Raw genomic sequence first — 14,143 nt, 5'->3', positions numbered from 1 at the left:
ATATGCAAAGTAAAATAATGTATTTAAGCGATTTAAAGTTTAATATAGAAACATGGAAGCGAGAACTTAGATTTCATTTTAATGAAATGGACACATTTGAAGAAAAATTAGAAGAAATCGTTCAACGCGATAAAGACCCAATGGTGATGGTGAAACTTGAAGTTTTTCAAAACCGTTTAATGATAGAAAAAGATGCGATATCCAAGTTACTTCATAGATGTCGTAATAAAATAGCAAATATCAATAATGTTAATTTTAATGAAAATATTGATGGCCGTTTACAAAACGAACAACGGACATTAAGAGAAGATATGCGTACCTATATTAAATTACATTATGATCTTAAAGAAGAGATGATGGATTACTTTTTAGAAGTACTATAGAGGTTTTGCTCACTAACTAAATTGAAAAAGCCACAGATTAAAATAATCTGTGGCTTTTATTTTTTGTCTGTTTAATTTAGAATAAGTTTTTGAGTACGTCTTTGTATATTATCATTGAGTTCTAAAATATAGACACCTGTAGACATACCTGAAACATTTATTGTATTCATTGTACTTGAGACATCGAGTCTTTTGGTAAATACAATTCTGCCATTGATATCATAAAGATTCAAGGTGGTATTGTTATCTAATTGACCATTTAGTACAATTCTTTCAAATTTAAAATCAGAATATATTTTAAGTTCATCTAATGGTTGCTGATTTGTACTTAATACATCAGCACCAAATCTTAAAAAGAATCTACCTGTTCCAGAAATATTCTCTTGGGCTGTGAACTCATAATTGTTAGAATTTAGTAATGTCAATGTTCCAGCTACAGTGTCTTCAAGATAAATATTTACTGAAGGTGAAATTGTATTTTCAGTAATCTGTACTGAAATTAAATCTCCTTGTAATGCATGGATTCCTATTGGTACTATAGTTCCGTTCATATCGTTTTCACCAAGTGCTTGTATTCCTAATGGCATACCAGTATTATCTTCAACAAGTAAAGAATAAACCGAAAAATTAGGTGCAACACCACCAAATAAGGAGGCATCGTAACCAGGATCCAAACCTAAGGATGCATTAGTGTTAAAATAGATGTCCGTTCTAAAGTCATTTGTACCATCATCAATTTGTAGTTTAACAAGGCCAATATGAGAACTTGTTGACTTGTTTAAATCATTTGTTTTAAAACTTAGTAATGATAAAAAGAGAAAAACGATTATAAAATTTCTAACAGACGCTAAATTCAAATAAGAATTAAACCTTATTAGAGAAGAGCCTTTTGATTTGAGGGAATACATTTTAATAGAATATGGATTAATAGCATTTTAAAGGTATTAATAAATAATAATGCACATTAATGAATTCGACAAAACAGCATTATAAACGATAATCAGTAAATAACAGAATATTAGTGTATTATACTTCGATAAAGCGTAATGCGTCTATAAATTGACGGTAATATTAACAATTATTTGAGATCAATAAACTGTAATATTGTGTATCTTTAGTTGAAGTACTTAAATGAAGAATTGTGAAAACACGAATAATAATATTGTTGTTAGTTTCTACTGTAATTTTGAGTTGTGGTAGCTCAAAGAATGAAGTGACTTCAAATAATATTGATGAAATTAGGGCTATTGTTAATGCGAGAACATTTAAGTTTCAAGCCAATTTTGCTTATCCTTTGCAATCTAATGATGTAATTCTTGCCACGAATGCTTTAATGAGAGGCTCCCAAAATATGGGAGGTCAAATTAATCTATCCGGAAATGGTGATTTTTTAATGTTAAAAGGTGAATTAACCGAAGGCAACCTTTCTTACTTTGGAGAAATGCGAAATGTTGGCTACAATGATATTGCGGATAATAGTATAATCTTTTCAGGACCTTTTAGTGATTATAAAATTGAAGAAAAGGGAAAGGGTGATAAAACTATTGTGCAATTTGATGCAAATAATCCAGTTGAACAATTTAGAATAAGAATGGTTGTATTTAATAATTATAAAAGCAATCTAATTATTTACGGATCTAATCGTACAGCGATAAGATACACTGGTGTCATAGTACCATTAGAAGAATAGAATTCTTGTATAGTTTCTTCAAATTGGCGTTCTTGCACAAATGTTTACTAAGCGCTTTTATTACCTCATTAATATACAGTATTTAGGTTATCGGTTTCATGGATGGCAGAAACAACCAGATGTAAAAACAGTTCATCTAATGATTGATAGAACACTGAAGTATATTTTAGGCGAACAAAGATTTAAAACCCTAGGTGCTGGCAGAACAGATGCAATGGTTTCTGCTAATGAAGCCGCCATAGAATTGTTTCTATATGACAAACCAATAGAAGATTTTGATTCTTTTCTTGGAATTTTTAACCACAATCTGCCACAGGACTTACGCGCTTTGTCAATTAAACAAGTTGATGAAAAATTCAATATTATTCAAGATTCCAAAATAAAAGAATATCATTATGTTTTTTCTGAAGGCACCAAAAACCATCCATTCTGTGCACCAATTCTCTCTACTATACTAGAGCCATTAGATGTAGAATTAATGAAAAAGGGTGCTAAGTTATTTGAAGGTACACATAACTTCAAACCCTATTGTTATCGTGCTACTGATAAAGGAGAATATACTAGAACCATTAAAAAATCTGAAATTATTGAAAATGATATTTATACGGCTAGTTTCTTTCCTCAATCAACCTACGTTTTTAAAATACGTGGCAAAGGCTTTATGAGAAATCAAATTAGGTTAATGTTTGGATGCCTTATTAAGTTAGGAAGGGGAGAAGTGACATTAGATTATATTGAATCTACGCTTCAGCCAAATAGTAAAGAAGTAATGGATTATATTGCACCAGCTTCTGGTTTAATTCTCCACTCTCTTGATTTTGATTAATCAGTTCGTTGAATAATTTTTACAATTATTACGCAAGATATAATGCCTAATAGAAGTAATACTAAGCCCTTTGTTGTATTACCATAAATAAAACTTCCTATACTGAATAACGTAGCATAAACGCCTAGTGTACCAACAATAAATGCAACAATTTTCAACCCGAATCCTTCATACTTAGGCTTTCCTGCATATACCAAACTATCGAATTGATTAATTGTGTCTGAGACGGTTGGTTTAGTTAAAAGTGTTACGATTATCCATCCTATGGTCGTAATCACTACACCTGTAACCAACTGCCAGTGAGAAGCTAACTCTATCATTGGTGTATCTAGCTTGCCATTGATAAAAAAGAATAAGGCAATTGCGAATGAAATTACCATTGCTGCAATTTCGCTGTAAGGATTAACACGATGCCAAAACCATCTCAAAATAAACAGTAAACCTGTACCTGCGCCTATTTGTAACAGCAGATTAAAAACATCCTTGGCTGATTGTAAATAAAACGAAAACCAAGCCGCAAAAATCATTAACACCACCGTAGAAAGCCTACCAATTCGAACCTTTTGTTTTTCAGATGCTTCCTTATTAATAAACCTACTATAAAAATCATTAACTACATAAGAACTTCCCCAATTTAACTGAGTAGATATAGTACTCATGAATGCTGCAATTAATGATGTCATAACTATACCTATAAGGCCAGCTGGTAAATATGTCATCATCGCAGCATATGCAACATCATCTCCTTGCATTTCCGCATTTAGCCCTGGAAAGGCATTTGAAATTGAATTTAGATCTGGAAAAATTACTAAGGAAGCAAGTCCAACAATAATCCATGGCCAAGGTCGTATTGCATAATGAGCGAAATTGAAGAATAGGGTTGCCCAGGTAGCATGCTTTTCATCTTTTGCAGCTAACATTCGTTGAGCTATATATCCACCTCCACCTGGCTCAGCACCTGGATACCAAGTGCTCCACCATTGAACAGCTAAAGGAATAATTAAAAGTGTTATTAGAGCTTCAGTATTATTAAAATCAGGGAAAAAATTCAATTTTGTTCTTACACTTTCGTGTGTCAAAAGTGCTGATAGTCCATCAATCTCTGGTAATCCGACTATATAAATAGTTGCCCAAACACTACCTACCATGGCAATAATAAACTGTACAAAATCTGTGATTAAAACACCTTTGAGTCCGCCTAGCGAAGCATAAAAAACTACAATGATTGAAGAATAAATAAGTGTCTGTTCCTGAGATAAACCAAGTAAAATATTTGCAATTTTCGCACCAGCCAGACAAACTCCTGCCATAGTAATGATGTTAAAAACTACACCTAGATAAATGGCTCTAAAGCCTCTTAAAAACGCCGCACTTTTGCCAGTATATCTTATTTCGTAAAACTCAAGGTCAGTTGTAATACCACTTCGCCGCCATAGTTTCGCATAAAAAAATACGGTAAGCATTCCTGTTAGTAATAGTGCCCACCAAACCCAATTACCGGAGACACCATCATTTCTAACCAGTTCAGTAACAAGTCCAGGAGTATCTGCTGCAAAAGTAGTAGCAACCATGCTCACACCTAATAACCACCAAGGCATGTTTCTACCTGAAAGGAAAAACTCTTTTGTGTTTTTACCTGCACGCTTGGAAACATAAACTCCGATGAATGCAAACAAGCTTAAAAAGAAAATGATTATTACCCAATCAATTGTGTTTAGCTTCATATTTTAAATTTATAGCCAAATCTAATGTTTTATAACTAAAAAAAGGTATTAGTTAAATGAACTAATACCTTTTATTAATTGGTTGGTTATTCTTTATCTTATCCAGCCTTTAGACGATGCATGTTTAGCAAACCAAACTAGTATTATACAAACAGCAATTACCATTATAGGCATAACCAAGCTCATGTCTTCAACATTCATAAATAGATAAATATGTTGAATTATTGCACAAATAGCTGAAATAACAAATAATGAAATTGCCCACTTTTTTCTAATCAATAAAAAAAGAGCGCCTAGTGCACCACAGAATACTGCCAATGCAAATGCTGCGGTATACCATGCTGGGTATTCTACAAGAAATTCTGCTTGTTGTTCTTCTGGCAGGGCCGCAATCATTTCATCTGTTGCAAATGCTCTTCCTAAATAAGCCATTACACCCATTGCATTCCAGACCAAAGCTAATACACTTATAATCCAAAACCATACTGGTGGTTTTTGTGTTGTTGATGTCATAATGTTGTTGATTTAATTAGTAAATAGTTAGTTTTAACAGATACAATTTATAAAAAATCATTTAAAGCACTATAAAAACTTAGTTGCCTAAACTAAAAAAGGGTGAAAGTTTTAACTCTCACCCTTTTATTTAAATATTGATTTTGTTATTCTACAACATGTAGTTTTGGCTCTTTATCTACAAATTTACCATTCACAGATTCTCCTAAAATGATAACCTCTTTTGAACGCTCGTACATCTTTATAGCACGATGCATTTGTAATTTGGTTCCACTGTAAAGTTTAACACCTGATCTTGAGCCTTTGTTTCTAATTTCAATGTAAAAACCATCTTTTAATTTAGTTGGTCTTGTTGCTGGTCTACCCATAAATATAATGTGAATTTTAAAAGTACTGCATAATAGTAAAAATTATTTCATCTCGCAAGTTTATTTTTTAACATTTAAGTTTTGAGCAAAAGGGATCATATAATCCAACACATCATTAGTTAATTCTCAGTTAACTAATTACTTAATTTAAAAGGCTTTTGGTATTTTTATATAAATAGAAAATATAATGACTAATACAATCCCTAAGGAAACACTTCCATTTTTAAAAAAGTTGTCAAAAAACAATAACAGAGATTGGTTTAATGATAATAAACCAGAATTTAAGGCTATTGAATCAAAAGTCAAAGAAGCTTACAATTATCTTGGAGAACTTATGAATGGTCATGACCAAATAGATAAGGTTAAGATTTTCAGAATCTATAGAGATGTAAGGTTTTCTAAAAATAAACTGCCTTACAAAACACATTTTGGCGGTTCGTTTCATAGAAAAAAACCGGAATTAAGAGGTGGTTACTATTTGCATATTCAACCAAATAATGAATCGTTTATCGCAACAGGTTTTTGGGAACCAAATAAAGATGACCTTTTTAGAATAAGAAAAGAATTTGAGATGGACGATAGTGAAATGCGAGAGATACTTGCAAATAAATCTTTTAAAAATACTTGGGGAGAATTTGTTGGTGACGAATTAAAGACGGCGCCAAAAGGATTTGACAAAGAGCATCCAGCAATTGATTTAATAAGGAAAAAACAATTCATTTTTACTAAAAAATATACGGATAAAGAAGTTATATCTGATGGTTTTCTAGACGATGTCAATGATGCCTTCAAAAAAATAAGACTATATTTTGATTACATGAGTGACGTTTTAACCACAAATTTAAACGGCGAATCTTTGCTTTAGACTGCCTTCAATACATCAGGCTTTATAAATAATTGAATACTGTTAATAAGACGACTTTTTACAATATTCATCATTCTTTTATTTAAGGCAGATGAATTTAACATATAAGTGCCATATTCATCAACAGTAAATTGACCTATGATCATTCCCTTGATAGAATTTCTAAATTTCATGTCTTTGTGTATAGCATTTTCTATATAGTCTAGTTGCTTTTGTAATGACAACTCGTAAAAGACATTTTTACGTTTTGAAATATAATTTTTAAATACAACCATAAGTAATTCGTGTTGCATTTTAATTATTGGTCTGAGTGTTTGGTTCTGAAACTTCTCGTCAGCACTCATGGTGTCGTAAATTTTAGCAGATGCAATAATAGGTCTTGAGGCGAGTAGGTCCTTTGTTCTATTGTCCATGGGAATTAGTTAAGATTAATTTGGAATTAAATTTAATTATTAACCTTAAGTATAAATTTGAAGCAAGAATATCTTGTTAACGGTGTTATTAACAATATCAAATTTTAATCATAATAATTAATCGGAATTGGCTACACTTAATTCATAAATCTCCAAATCAAAGTAAGTAACAGATGCCAAAATGTGGTCAAAAATATCGCCCATAATAAATTCATAATTCTTCCACCTAATGTCTGCACTAAATGCATAAACTTCCATAGGAATACCCTGAGGTGTTGGTTCTAATTGACGTACCATTAAAGTCATGTCTTTATTAATGGCAGAATGGTTTTCAATATAGGTTTGAAGATATTTTCTGAATACACCAAAATTAGTAAGGTTACGTCCGTTTATTAATACTGACTTATCAATATTATGCTCTGTATTATGTGTAGAGATAATATTTGAGGCATTTGTAAGGTATTGTGAAACCAGCTCAATCTTCTTTAGTTTTTCAATATCATTAGCAGTTAAGAATTTAATAGTTGACGTTTTAATAATGACCGAGCGTTTAATTCGTCTTCCACCTGAAGCCATCATACCACGCCAATTTTTAAAAGAATCAGAGATTAGCGCATAAGTTGGAATTGTCGTTATTGTTTTATCCCAATTTTGAACCTTAACGGTTGCTAGATTTATTTCTACTACATCTCCATCTGCACCATATTTCTCAAATGTAATCCAGTCACCAATACGTACCATATCATTTATGGAGACTTGTATACTAGCTACAAAACCGAGTATAGTATCTTTAAAAATTAATAGAATTACAGCAGAGGCAGTACCAAGTGTAAAGGCGAATTTCAAAAATGTAATACCAGTTAGAATAGAAAAGATTCCGAAAACACCTAAAATCCAAGCAAAAATCATAAAGACCTGTATGTAACTATCAATAGGCTTGTCTTTATATTTTGGTAGTGTTTTTAAGTAATCTTTTACCGAATTTAAAAAACTTCTTATTATCCGAAGTGTAAGCAATACAGCTATTACTTTTAAGGTCTTTTCTATTATATCCTCAGCAAATTCAAAATCGGTAAAAACCTGAGGGACAAACTCAATTAGAATGATAAGAGGAATTATATGAGCAATATTTCTAGGAAGCTTATTACTTATAAGAATATCATCAAAATTGGTCTTTGTTCGCTTTGCAATTCCTGAGGAAAATCGCCAAAGTAATCGTTTGGATATGAAATCGACAATAAAGGCAAGTATTAATAAAGCTACTAATAAACAAATCATGTTTAAGTATTGCGCTGCAGTTTCAGAAAACCCCTTTTCAATTAGCAAATCATATATGTAGTGTCTAATACTAAGCGTGTTCATTTCTCAAATATTTTTTGTCTATATAAAATGTTCCGAAAGGAATTATTGAGGCTATAAGAACTATAAACAAAGTTTTATTATTCCATTTTAAATCTGCACCAACCATTACTGCAAGTACAATGTAAGCCATAAAAAACAAACCATGTGGCATTCCTAACATTTTTACATATTGTGGGTCCTCAAAAAGATACTTAATGGGTACAGCAATAAATAATAAAATTATATAGGATAGACCTTCTAGTACTGCGGTAATTCTGAATAGTAGTGTCAGTTTTGTCATTAGAATATTTTGTACAAAAATACACGAGAATTATTTTTAAAATTATGATTTTAACAGCTTTTAAGAAAAAATATTAATACTAGAATTCTATTAATTATCTTTATCAAAATATAAATTAAAACTGAATTTTAAACAATATCGAATTACCCATGAAGAACCTATTTAATTTAATAGACAGCTCAATTTCATTAGTTTTTATAATTCTAGTTTTTTCGTTATCAGGATTAACTGCCCAAACTTATAGTGCCAATAATAGCTCTTTTGAAAGTACTTATAAAAGATCTGAATCTATTTTTACTAGTAACTCTTTTGAGTTTCATTCTTACATGGTTTTTAATGGATCTCAGCGTGAGAAAAATGCTAGTAAATTAGTTGTAAACAATAATAAAATTAGTGGACAATTATTGCCAATGGTATCTTCAAATGCTAGTGCCATAACATTTAAAGGCAAAAGAATAAAAAATTATAAAATACAATTGGATGATGAATTTCAAACTATCATCATAGTATTTGATACCCAAATAGAAGGTGCCAAGTATCATTTTACAATAAAAGCAATGCCTAACGGAAAGACATTTTTAGAAGTTAATTCAGAACTCCAGGAAAATGAATTAGAATATATTGGTAATATCTTAAGAATTTAATGCGTAAATGGAAAGAGAGGAATATATAATTCACATTATTGGTGCTGGTATTAGTGGTTTAATTGCAGCAAAGACGTTGGAAGAAAATGGATATAGGCCAATCATTATAGATGCTACTGATAGCGTAGGAGGTAGGGTAAAAACGGATATTGTAAATGGGTATCAATTAGACCATGGTTTTCAAGTTCTATTAGATGCCTATCCAAAAGCAAAAGAACATTTAGATTATAATGATTTAAATCTTCAGAAATTCTTACCAGGAGCGTCAATTTATTTTGGTAACAAAATCCAAACCATTGGTGATCCGTTGCGGAACTTAAGTTTGTTGTTTCCAACATTGTCAGCATCAATAGGTACTATAGGTGATAAACTAAAAATTTTAAAATTAAACAGACAGTTAAAAAAGAAATCTATTAATAAAATATTTCAGTCAAAATCTAAGACCACTTTAAACTATTTAAAAGATTATGGTTTCTCTAACAAGATTATTAAGGGCTTTTTTAAACCGTTCTTTTCAGGCATTTTTTTAGAATCAGAATTAAAGACGTCAAGCGTCATGTTTGAGTTTGTTTATAAAATGTTTGGTGAAGGCTCAGCAACTTTGCCAAAAGCCGGAATAGGAGCAATACCTAATCAAATTAAAAATAATTTGAAAAGCACCGAATTTAGGTTTAATACTAGTGTTAAATCTGTAAATGATGATAAGATAGTTTTAGATAATGGTGAAGAACTACCAACTCACTTTACAATTATCGCCACCTCTCCTAATCAATTTATATCAAATTTGAATGATCGAGAATTTCAATGGAAATCTTGCTATAACTTGTATTTTGAAGTCGATGAACGTTCCATTGAAAAACCTTTAATAGGACTAATTGCAGATGAGGATGCTCTTATAAATAACATATTCTATCATAATAGCATTGGTACAATAACAAAAGGGAAAAAAGAATTACTCTCAGTTACAGTGGTTAAAGACCATAGCTTAGATCAGAAGCAGTTAATTGAAAGAGTAGCGCATGATTTAAAATCATTTTGCAATATTCAAGTTTCAAAATGTATAAAGTGCTATCATATTAAGCAAGCATTGCCAGACTTAGACCAATTAAAGTATGAGATTTCACCAACTGAAACACAGCTAAAATCAAGTATCTATTTAGCAGGTGACTATTTATTAAACGGCTCATTGAATGCAGCAATGCTCTCAGGCGAACGCGCAGCTCAAGGCCTTATAATGAGCCTAGAGGACGGACTTGTTGTTGAAAACTTGTCCTCGGAGTATATTTAATTCTAAAAGAAACTGTACCTTTACAATAAGTTTATTGAAGGTACACCTCACGAGTAACATATTTCCAAGTTATTTTTCGGTATTTTAAGATGCACTGTTAAATTAATTGACCTGTATTTGTAATTGGTATTTTCTTAAGCGAGTAAAATATTAATTTAAAACATTACATGGGTAGATCACAACAGACATTTAGTAAAAGTGAAAAAGAAAAAAAGCGCTTAAAAAAGCGAGAAGACAAGCGCAAAAAAATGGAAGCGCGTAAACTTGCAAAAGAAGAAGGTGGTTCTTCAGGTATTCCACTTGCTTACGTAGATTATAATGGTAATCTCACAGATACGCCTCCAGATCCTACAATGAAGGTAAAGGTTAAGGCCGAAAATATTGAAATTGGTATCCCTAAAAAAGAAGAAGGTGATGAAGAAGAGTTTGACCCTATCAGAAAGGGTAAAGTTTCTTTTTATGACAGTTCAAAAGGATTTGGTTTTATCATAGATACTGAAACAAACGAAAAATACTTCACACACGTTAGTGGTATTATCGATGATATAATTGAAAATGACAAAGTCACTTTTGAATTAGAGAAGGGCCAAAGAGGAATGAATGCCGTTAGAGTAAAAAAATCTTAATTTTTATTCCAAAAACTCAGGACATCTTTTGAATCCAACAATTAAGACTATTAGTGAAAAATATCTTGTTGGCATGCAAGGCAGCATGCATCATGGAGAAATACAGAAGATTATTTCGTTGTGGAAGCAGTTTATGCCCAATAAGCATAAAATCACAAATACTGTAAATGAAGAACTTATAGCCCTTCAAAACTATGACGAATTCTATAACACCAAATTAGCCTATAATATTTGGGCATGCACAGAAGTATTAGATTTTAATGCTATTCCCGAAGGGTTAAGCAGTATAACTATTCCAAAAGGAGACTATGCTATATTCGTACTTAAGGGTATAGATGCTGGTGGCTTATATCGTCAAATAATGGGAGAATGGTTACCAGATTCAGGGTATGATATTGATAATAGGCCTCATTTTCAGGTTATGGGTTCTAAGTACATTAATGGAAGTTCAAAATCTGAAGAGGACTTTTATGTACCAATAAAACCAAAAAACTAACTGTATTTTTTCGAACTAAAGTTCTAAAATTAATTTCTGGCCAATTCTAAGGGTAGAATTTTTTCGAATTGAATTAGATTTACAAATAGAGGCAATTGTGATTTCGTTTCGTCTCGATATTCTAGATAAGGTGTCGCCTTGTCTTACTATATAAACCTTAGTTTGTTTAATCAAACTCTTACGAGCTTCTTCCTCTGTTTCGTACAACTTTAATTTGGCCAATCGTCTTGAGTTGTGATATCTGGCTCTTGTCCACTTTCGTGTTACCCATAGTTCATCAGAACGGATTTTATTTTCATCCGTAAATTCAAACAAATATTCTGGGTGAATATATTCGCCTTTAAAACTTGTAACAAGATGTAAGTGACTTCCTCTTGAGTTTCCGGTATTACCTCCCTTTCCTATATATTGCCCTTTAAAGACACTATCATTTGCTTTTACAGCAATATGTGATAAATGCGCATATGTAGTTTCTAAGCCGTTATAATGCCTAACTACAACTGTTTTACCATGACCTCGACTATATCTCGCGAATCTTACAATACCATCTAGAATAGTTACAACACTGTCACCAGTTATCAAGTCAATATCTATTCCCTTGTGAGGTCGTCCTCTGCGCCAACCATAACGTGATGTAACTACTTTATCCTTTAGGATAGGTGATGCATAAATTGAATCCTCAAAATTTATTTGAATCGGATAATCGGGAGTAACATCTTTGTATGGATTATATACTGTTGTATCCCAGTGATCACCTTTAATATCAATTTTTGGTTGAGCTTCTGTTATTGAATCTTTATTAACTAATGGTATTTCAACCTCATTCGTATTTGCGATTTTATTTAATGAAGCAATTGGAAGTTTTATTTTTAAGCTTCTGTGAGGTGGGCTTTCTTGAGATTGCACGCATAGCGTAACCACAAGACATATGAAACTTAAAAGGGAGTTTTTCATTTTTTCTTATTATCCTACAAACTGAACAAACGCAAAAATAAAACAATTATTGTTGTTCACAAATGGCTTTAACATCTCTTAAAATACAGTATTTTTGTGCCTTGTAAACCAAGTGTCAAATTCTATGTCCCAAGACAACCAAGCTGTTCAAGAGAAGAAAACCGATAAAGAACTATACAATTATCAGCAAGGTGCTATAAGTAAGATCTTTGAAAAATTTGATACTGCACCAGACGATTATCACCTGTTGTATCAATTACCAACAGGAGGTGGAAAGACGGTTATATTTTCTGAAATGGTACGTCAATACCTTAAAAATCATGATAAAAAGGTATTGGTAATGACACATCGTATAGAGTTGTGTAATCAAACTTCAAAAATGCTAACAAGCTTTGGTGTAACTAATAAAGTAGTAAGTAGTAAAGCCAATTTAGATGACCAGGCCGATTATTCTTGTTTTGTTGCAATGGTAGAAACGTTGAATAACCGATTGAACGATGACAAACTTGATATATCAGACATTGGATTGGTAATCATTGATGAGGCACATTATAATTCCTTTACCAAGCTCTTTAAATTCTTTGAAAACTCTTTTATTCTTGGTGTAACTGCTACACCATTAAGTTCTAACAAGGAACTACCAATGAAGGATAACTACAATGAACTTATTGCTGGAGAAACTATTGAAAACCTAATTGAAAATGAGTTCTTGGCAACGGCAGAAACTTATGCCTACGATATGGGTTTAACGTCGCTAGAGGTAGGTTCTAATGGTGATTATACAGTTAAGTCTTCAGAGGATTTATATACCAGTGTGGCGATGCTACAAAAAACAGTAGATGCCTACAAAAAGCATTCATTAGGGAAGAAGACACTTATTTTTAACAATGGTATCAATACATCTATAAGCGTCTATTATGCCTTTAGACAAGAAGGTTTGCCAATAATGCACTTAGATAATACAGCTACCAAAAAACAAAGGAAGGAAATCTTAGATTGGTTCCATGTTACACCAGATGCCATATTAACCTCAGTAAGTATACTTACAACAGGTTTTGATGAACCAACAATCGATACTATTATTCTTAATAGAGCAACAAAATCGTTGACATTGTACTACCAAATGGTTGGTCGTGGCTCAAGGATTTTAAATAACAAATCTAAGTTTACCATTTTAGACTTGGGCAACAACCTATACCGTTTCGGACCTTGGGGAGCAGACCTAGACTGGCAATTGATATTTAAATCTCCAAATTGGTATGCAGACCGAATTAAGAGTGATGAAGCCATTGAGGCTAATTTTAAGCACGAGTTGGCAGATGAGATAAAGGATGAATTTTCAAAATCTGAAGACACGTATTTTGATATAAGACAATGTTGTAAAGATGCTGTTGATGCTGGTGAATCGTCCAAAGTAGTGTTAGAACGTTCTATAGAACATCATGCAAAAATCTGTATTGAAAATAGCGAAGATGTTTATGATGCTCTAGCTTTAGCGAAGCTTTTAAAGGATGATGTAAACCAAAGAATTGAGATTTATGCTAAATGTATCAGTAAGAGCACGCACAATTTCTTAAAATGGTTAAAGGACGATTACCAAAAGAAATTAAACTCTTATTTACGAGCCAACTTCGATGAGAAGTTCGAAGAAATTCATGGTTATCCACCTGAAGACTAATCAGGTTACATAAAATAACAATCATAGTATAAA

The 14,143-nt window shown here is 31.9% G+C and carries 17 protein-coding genes; 9 read left to right on the top strand and 8 right to left on the bottom strand.

What is annotated here, in order from left to right:
* Positions 1-2 precede the first annotated feature (2 nt).
* Positions 3-383 carry a hypothetical protein gene (locus ACFWV9_RS10440; protein WP_411895157.1) on the top strand — a complete coding sequence of 127 codons (381 nt, stop codon included), beginning with the start codon at positions 3-5 and terminating at the stop codon, positions 381-383.
* 71 nt (positions 384-454) lie between these two features.
* Here the strand turns inward: ACFWV9_RS10440 and ACFWV9_RS10435 are convergent, their stop codons facing one another.
* On the bottom strand, positions 455-1,291 hold the full coding sequence (locus tag ACFWV9_RS10435) for a T9SS type A sorting domain-containing protein (protein WP_411895156.1): 837 nt from the start codon (positions 1,289-1,291) through the stop codon (positions 455-457).
* Positions 1,292-1,524: 233 nt separating this feature from the next.
* On the opposite strand from ACFWV9_RS10435, the gene ACFWV9_RS10430 reads away from it, so the two are divergent.
* Complete coding sequence (locus ACFWV9_RS10430) at positions 1,525-2,073, top strand: DUF4251 domain-containing protein (protein WP_411895155.1); 549 nt, start codon at positions 1,525-1,527, stop codon at positions 2,071-2,073.
* A gap of 40 nt (positions 2,074-2,113) precedes the next feature.
* Positions 2,114-2,899: a tRNA pseudouridine synthase A gene (locus tag ACFWV9_RS10425; RefSeq protein ID WP_411895154.1), complete on the top strand. Its 786-nt coding sequence runs from the start codon at positions 2,114-2,116 to the stop codon at positions 2,897-2,899.
* On the opposite strand, the gene ACFWV9_RS10420 is transcribed toward ACFWV9_RS10425, so the two are convergent.
* The 3 genes from ACFWV9_RS10420 to ACFWV9_RS10410 form a co-directional block, all read right to left on the bottom strand.
* Positions 2,896-4,623 carry a sodium:solute symporter family protein gene (locus ACFWV9_RS10420; protein WP_411895153.1) on the bottom strand — a complete coding sequence of 576 codons (1,728 nt, stop codon included), beginning with the start codon at positions 4,621-4,623 and terminating at the stop codon, positions 2,896-2,898. The two genes, ACFWV9_RS10425 and ACFWV9_RS10420, sit on opposite strands and share 4 nt — an antisense overlap.
* A 93-nt stretch (positions 4,624-4,716) precedes the next feature.
* A complete protein-coding gene (locus tag ACFWV9_RS10415) occupies positions 4,717-5,136 on the bottom strand; it encodes a hypothetical protein (RefSeq protein WP_411895152.1) in 420 nt (139 codons plus the stop codon).
* A gap of 146 nt (positions 5,137-5,282) precedes the next feature.
* Complete coding sequence (locus ACFWV9_RS10410; protein WP_411895151.1) at positions 5,283-5,504, bottom strand: hypothetical protein; 222 nt, start codon at positions 5,502-5,504, stop codon at positions 5,283-5,285.
* 187 nt (positions 5,505-5,691) lie between these two features.
* Here ACFWV9_RS10410 and ACFWV9_RS10405 point away from each other — a divergent pair, with 187 nt between their 5' ends.
* Positions 5,692-6,369, top strand: coding sequence for a DUF2461 domain-containing protein (locus ACFWV9_RS10405; protein WP_411895150.1), 678 nt, complete (start codon positions 5,692-5,694; stop codon positions 6,367-6,369).
* On the opposite strand, the gene ACFWV9_RS10400 is transcribed toward ACFWV9_RS10405, so the two are convergent.
* The 3 genes from ACFWV9_RS10400 to ACFWV9_RS10390 all read right to left on the bottom strand — a co-directional run bounded on the left by ACFWV9_RS10400 (position 6,366) and on the right by ACFWV9_RS10390 (position 8,424).
* Entirely contained in the window at positions 6,366-6,782 is a 417-nt protein-coding gene (locus tag ACFWV9_RS10400) for a glyoxalase (RefSeq protein WP_411895149.1), read from the bottom strand. The two genes, ACFWV9_RS10405 and ACFWV9_RS10400, sit on opposite strands and share 4 nt — an antisense overlap.
* A gap of 117 nt (positions 6,783-6,899) precedes the next feature.
* Positions 6,900-8,144 (bottom strand): mechanosensitive ion channel family protein, encoded by a 1,245-nt coding sequence (locus tag ACFWV9_RS10395; protein ID WP_411895148.1) that lies wholly within the window; start codon positions 8,142-8,144, stop codon positions 6,900-6,902.
* A complete protein-coding gene (locus ACFWV9_RS10390; protein WP_411895147.1) occupies positions 8,131-8,424 on the bottom strand; it encodes a DUF3817 domain-containing protein in 294 nt (97 codons plus the stop codon). Before ACFWV9_RS10390 ends, ACFWV9_RS10395 begins: the two co-directional genes overlap by 14 nt.
* Positions 8,425-8,573: 149 nt before the next feature.
* On the opposite strand from ACFWV9_RS10390, the gene ACFWV9_RS10385 reads away from it, so the two are divergent.
* From ACFWV9_RS10385 to ACFWV9_RS10370, 4 genes are all read left to right on the top strand, one after another.
* Positions 8,574-9,068, top strand: coding sequence for a DUF4251 domain-containing protein (locus tag ACFWV9_RS10385; protein ID WP_411895146.1), 495 nt, complete (start codon positions 8,574-8,576; stop codon positions 9,066-9,068).
* Positions 9,069-9,075: 7 nt separating this feature from the next.
* Positions 9,076-10,356, top strand: a complete 1,281-nt coding sequence (locus ACFWV9_RS10380; protein ID WP_411895145.1) for an FAD-dependent oxidoreductase — start codon at positions 9,076-9,078, stop codon at positions 10,354-10,356.
* A 167-nt stretch (positions 10,357-10,523) separates the two neighbouring features.
* A complete protein-coding gene (locus ACFWV9_RS10375; RefSeq protein ID WP_411895144.1) occupies positions 10,524-10,982 on the top strand; it encodes a cold-shock protein in 459 nt (152 codons plus the stop codon).
* Positions 10,983-11,010: 28 nt separating this feature from the next.
* Entirely contained in the window at positions 11,011-11,478 is a 468-nt protein-coding gene (locus ACFWV9_RS10370) for a GyrI-like domain-containing protein (RefSeq protein WP_411895143.1), read from the top strand.
* 15 nt (positions 11,479-11,493) lie between these two features.
* On the opposite strand, the gene ACFWV9_RS10365 is transcribed toward ACFWV9_RS10370, so the two are convergent.
* Entirely contained in the window at positions 11,494-12,432 is a 939-nt protein-coding gene (locus ACFWV9_RS10365; RefSeq protein WP_411895142.1) for a peptidoglycan DD-metalloendopeptidase family protein, read from the bottom strand.
* A 124-nt stretch (positions 12,433-12,556) separates the two neighbouring features.
* On the opposite strand from ACFWV9_RS10365, the gene ACFWV9_RS10360 reads away from it, so the two are divergent.
* Positions 12,557-14,110, top strand: coding sequence for a DEAD/DEAH box helicase (locus ACFWV9_RS10360; protein WP_411895141.1), 1,554 nt, complete (start codon positions 12,557-12,559; stop codon positions 14,108-14,110).
* The last annotated feature ends 33 nt before the right edge of the window (positions 14,111-14,143 follow it).

This window comes from Winogradskyella sp. A2 (genome assembly GCF_046762865.1).
Taxonomy (GTDB): domain Bacteria; phylum Bacteroidota; class Bacteroidia; order Flavobacteriales; family Flavobacteriaceae; genus Winogradskyella.
The sequence above is the reverse complement of the archived record's forward strand: the minus strand, read 5'-3'. Positions and strand labels throughout refer to the sequence as shown.

What these genes read in the sequence shown, in the direction of transcription:
- ACFWV9_RS10440 (WP_411895157.1), top strand. Translation starts at nt 3, where the DNA reads ATGCAAAGTAAAATAATGTATTTAAGCGATTTAAAGTTTAATATAGAA.
- ACFWV9_RS10435 (WP_411895156.1), bottom strand. Translation starts at nt 1,291, where the DNA reads ATGTATTCCCTCAAATCAAAAGGCTCTTCTCTAATAAGGTTTAATTCT.
- ACFWV9_RS10425 (WP_411895154.1), top strand. Translation starts at nt 2,114, where the DNA reads ATGTTTACTAAGCGCTTTTATTACCTCATTAATATACAGTATTTAGGT.
- ACFWV9_RS10420 (WP_411895153.1), bottom strand. Translation starts at nt 4,623, where the DNA reads ATGAAGCTAAACACAATTGATTGGGTAATAATCATTTTCTTTTTAAGC.
- ACFWV9_RS10415 (WP_411895152.1), bottom strand. Translation starts at nt 5,136, where the DNA reads ATGACATCAACAACACAAAAACCACCAGTATGGTTTTGGATTATAAGT.
- ACFWV9_RS10410 (WP_411895151.1), bottom strand. Translation starts at nt 5,504, where the DNA reads ATGGGTAGACCAGCAACAAGACCAACTAAATTAAAAGATGGTTTTTAC.
- ACFWV9_RS10405 (WP_411895150.1), top strand. Translation starts at nt 5,692, where the DNA reads ATGACTAATACAATCCCTAAGGAAACACTTCCATTTTTAAAAAAGTTG.
- ACFWV9_RS10400 (WP_411895149.1), bottom strand. Translation starts at nt 6,782, where the DNA reads ATGGACAATAGAACAAAGGACCTACTCGCCTCAAGACCTATTATTGCA.
- ACFWV9_RS10395 (WP_411895148.1), bottom strand. Translation starts at nt 8,144, where the DNA reads ATGAACACGCTTAGTATTAGACACTACATATATGATTTGCTAATTGAA.
- ACFWV9_RS10390 (WP_411895147.1), bottom strand. Translation starts at nt 8,424, where the DNA reads ATGACAAAACTGACACTACTATTCAGAATTACCGCAGTACTAGAAGGT.
- ACFWV9_RS10385 (WP_411895146.1), top strand. Translation starts at nt 8,574, where the DNA reads ATGAAGAACCTATTTAATTTAATAGACAGCTCAATTTCATTAGTTTTT.
- ACFWV9_RS10380 (WP_411895145.1), top strand. Translation starts at nt 9,076, where the DNA reads ATGGAAAGAGAGGAATATATAATTCACATTATTGGTGCTGGTATTAGT.
- ACFWV9_RS10375 (WP_411895144.1), top strand. Translation starts at nt 10,524, where the DNA reads ATGGGTAGATCACAACAGACATTTAGTAAAAGTGAAAAAGAAAAAAAG.
- ACFWV9_RS10365 (WP_411895142.1), bottom strand. Translation starts at nt 12,432, where the DNA reads ATGAAAAACTCCCTTTTAAGTTTCATATGTCTTGTGGTTACGCTATGC.
- ACFWV9_RS10360 (WP_411895141.1), top strand. Translation starts at nt 12,557, where the DNA reads ATGTCCCAAGACAACCAAGCTGTTCAAGAGAAGAAAACCGATAAAGAA.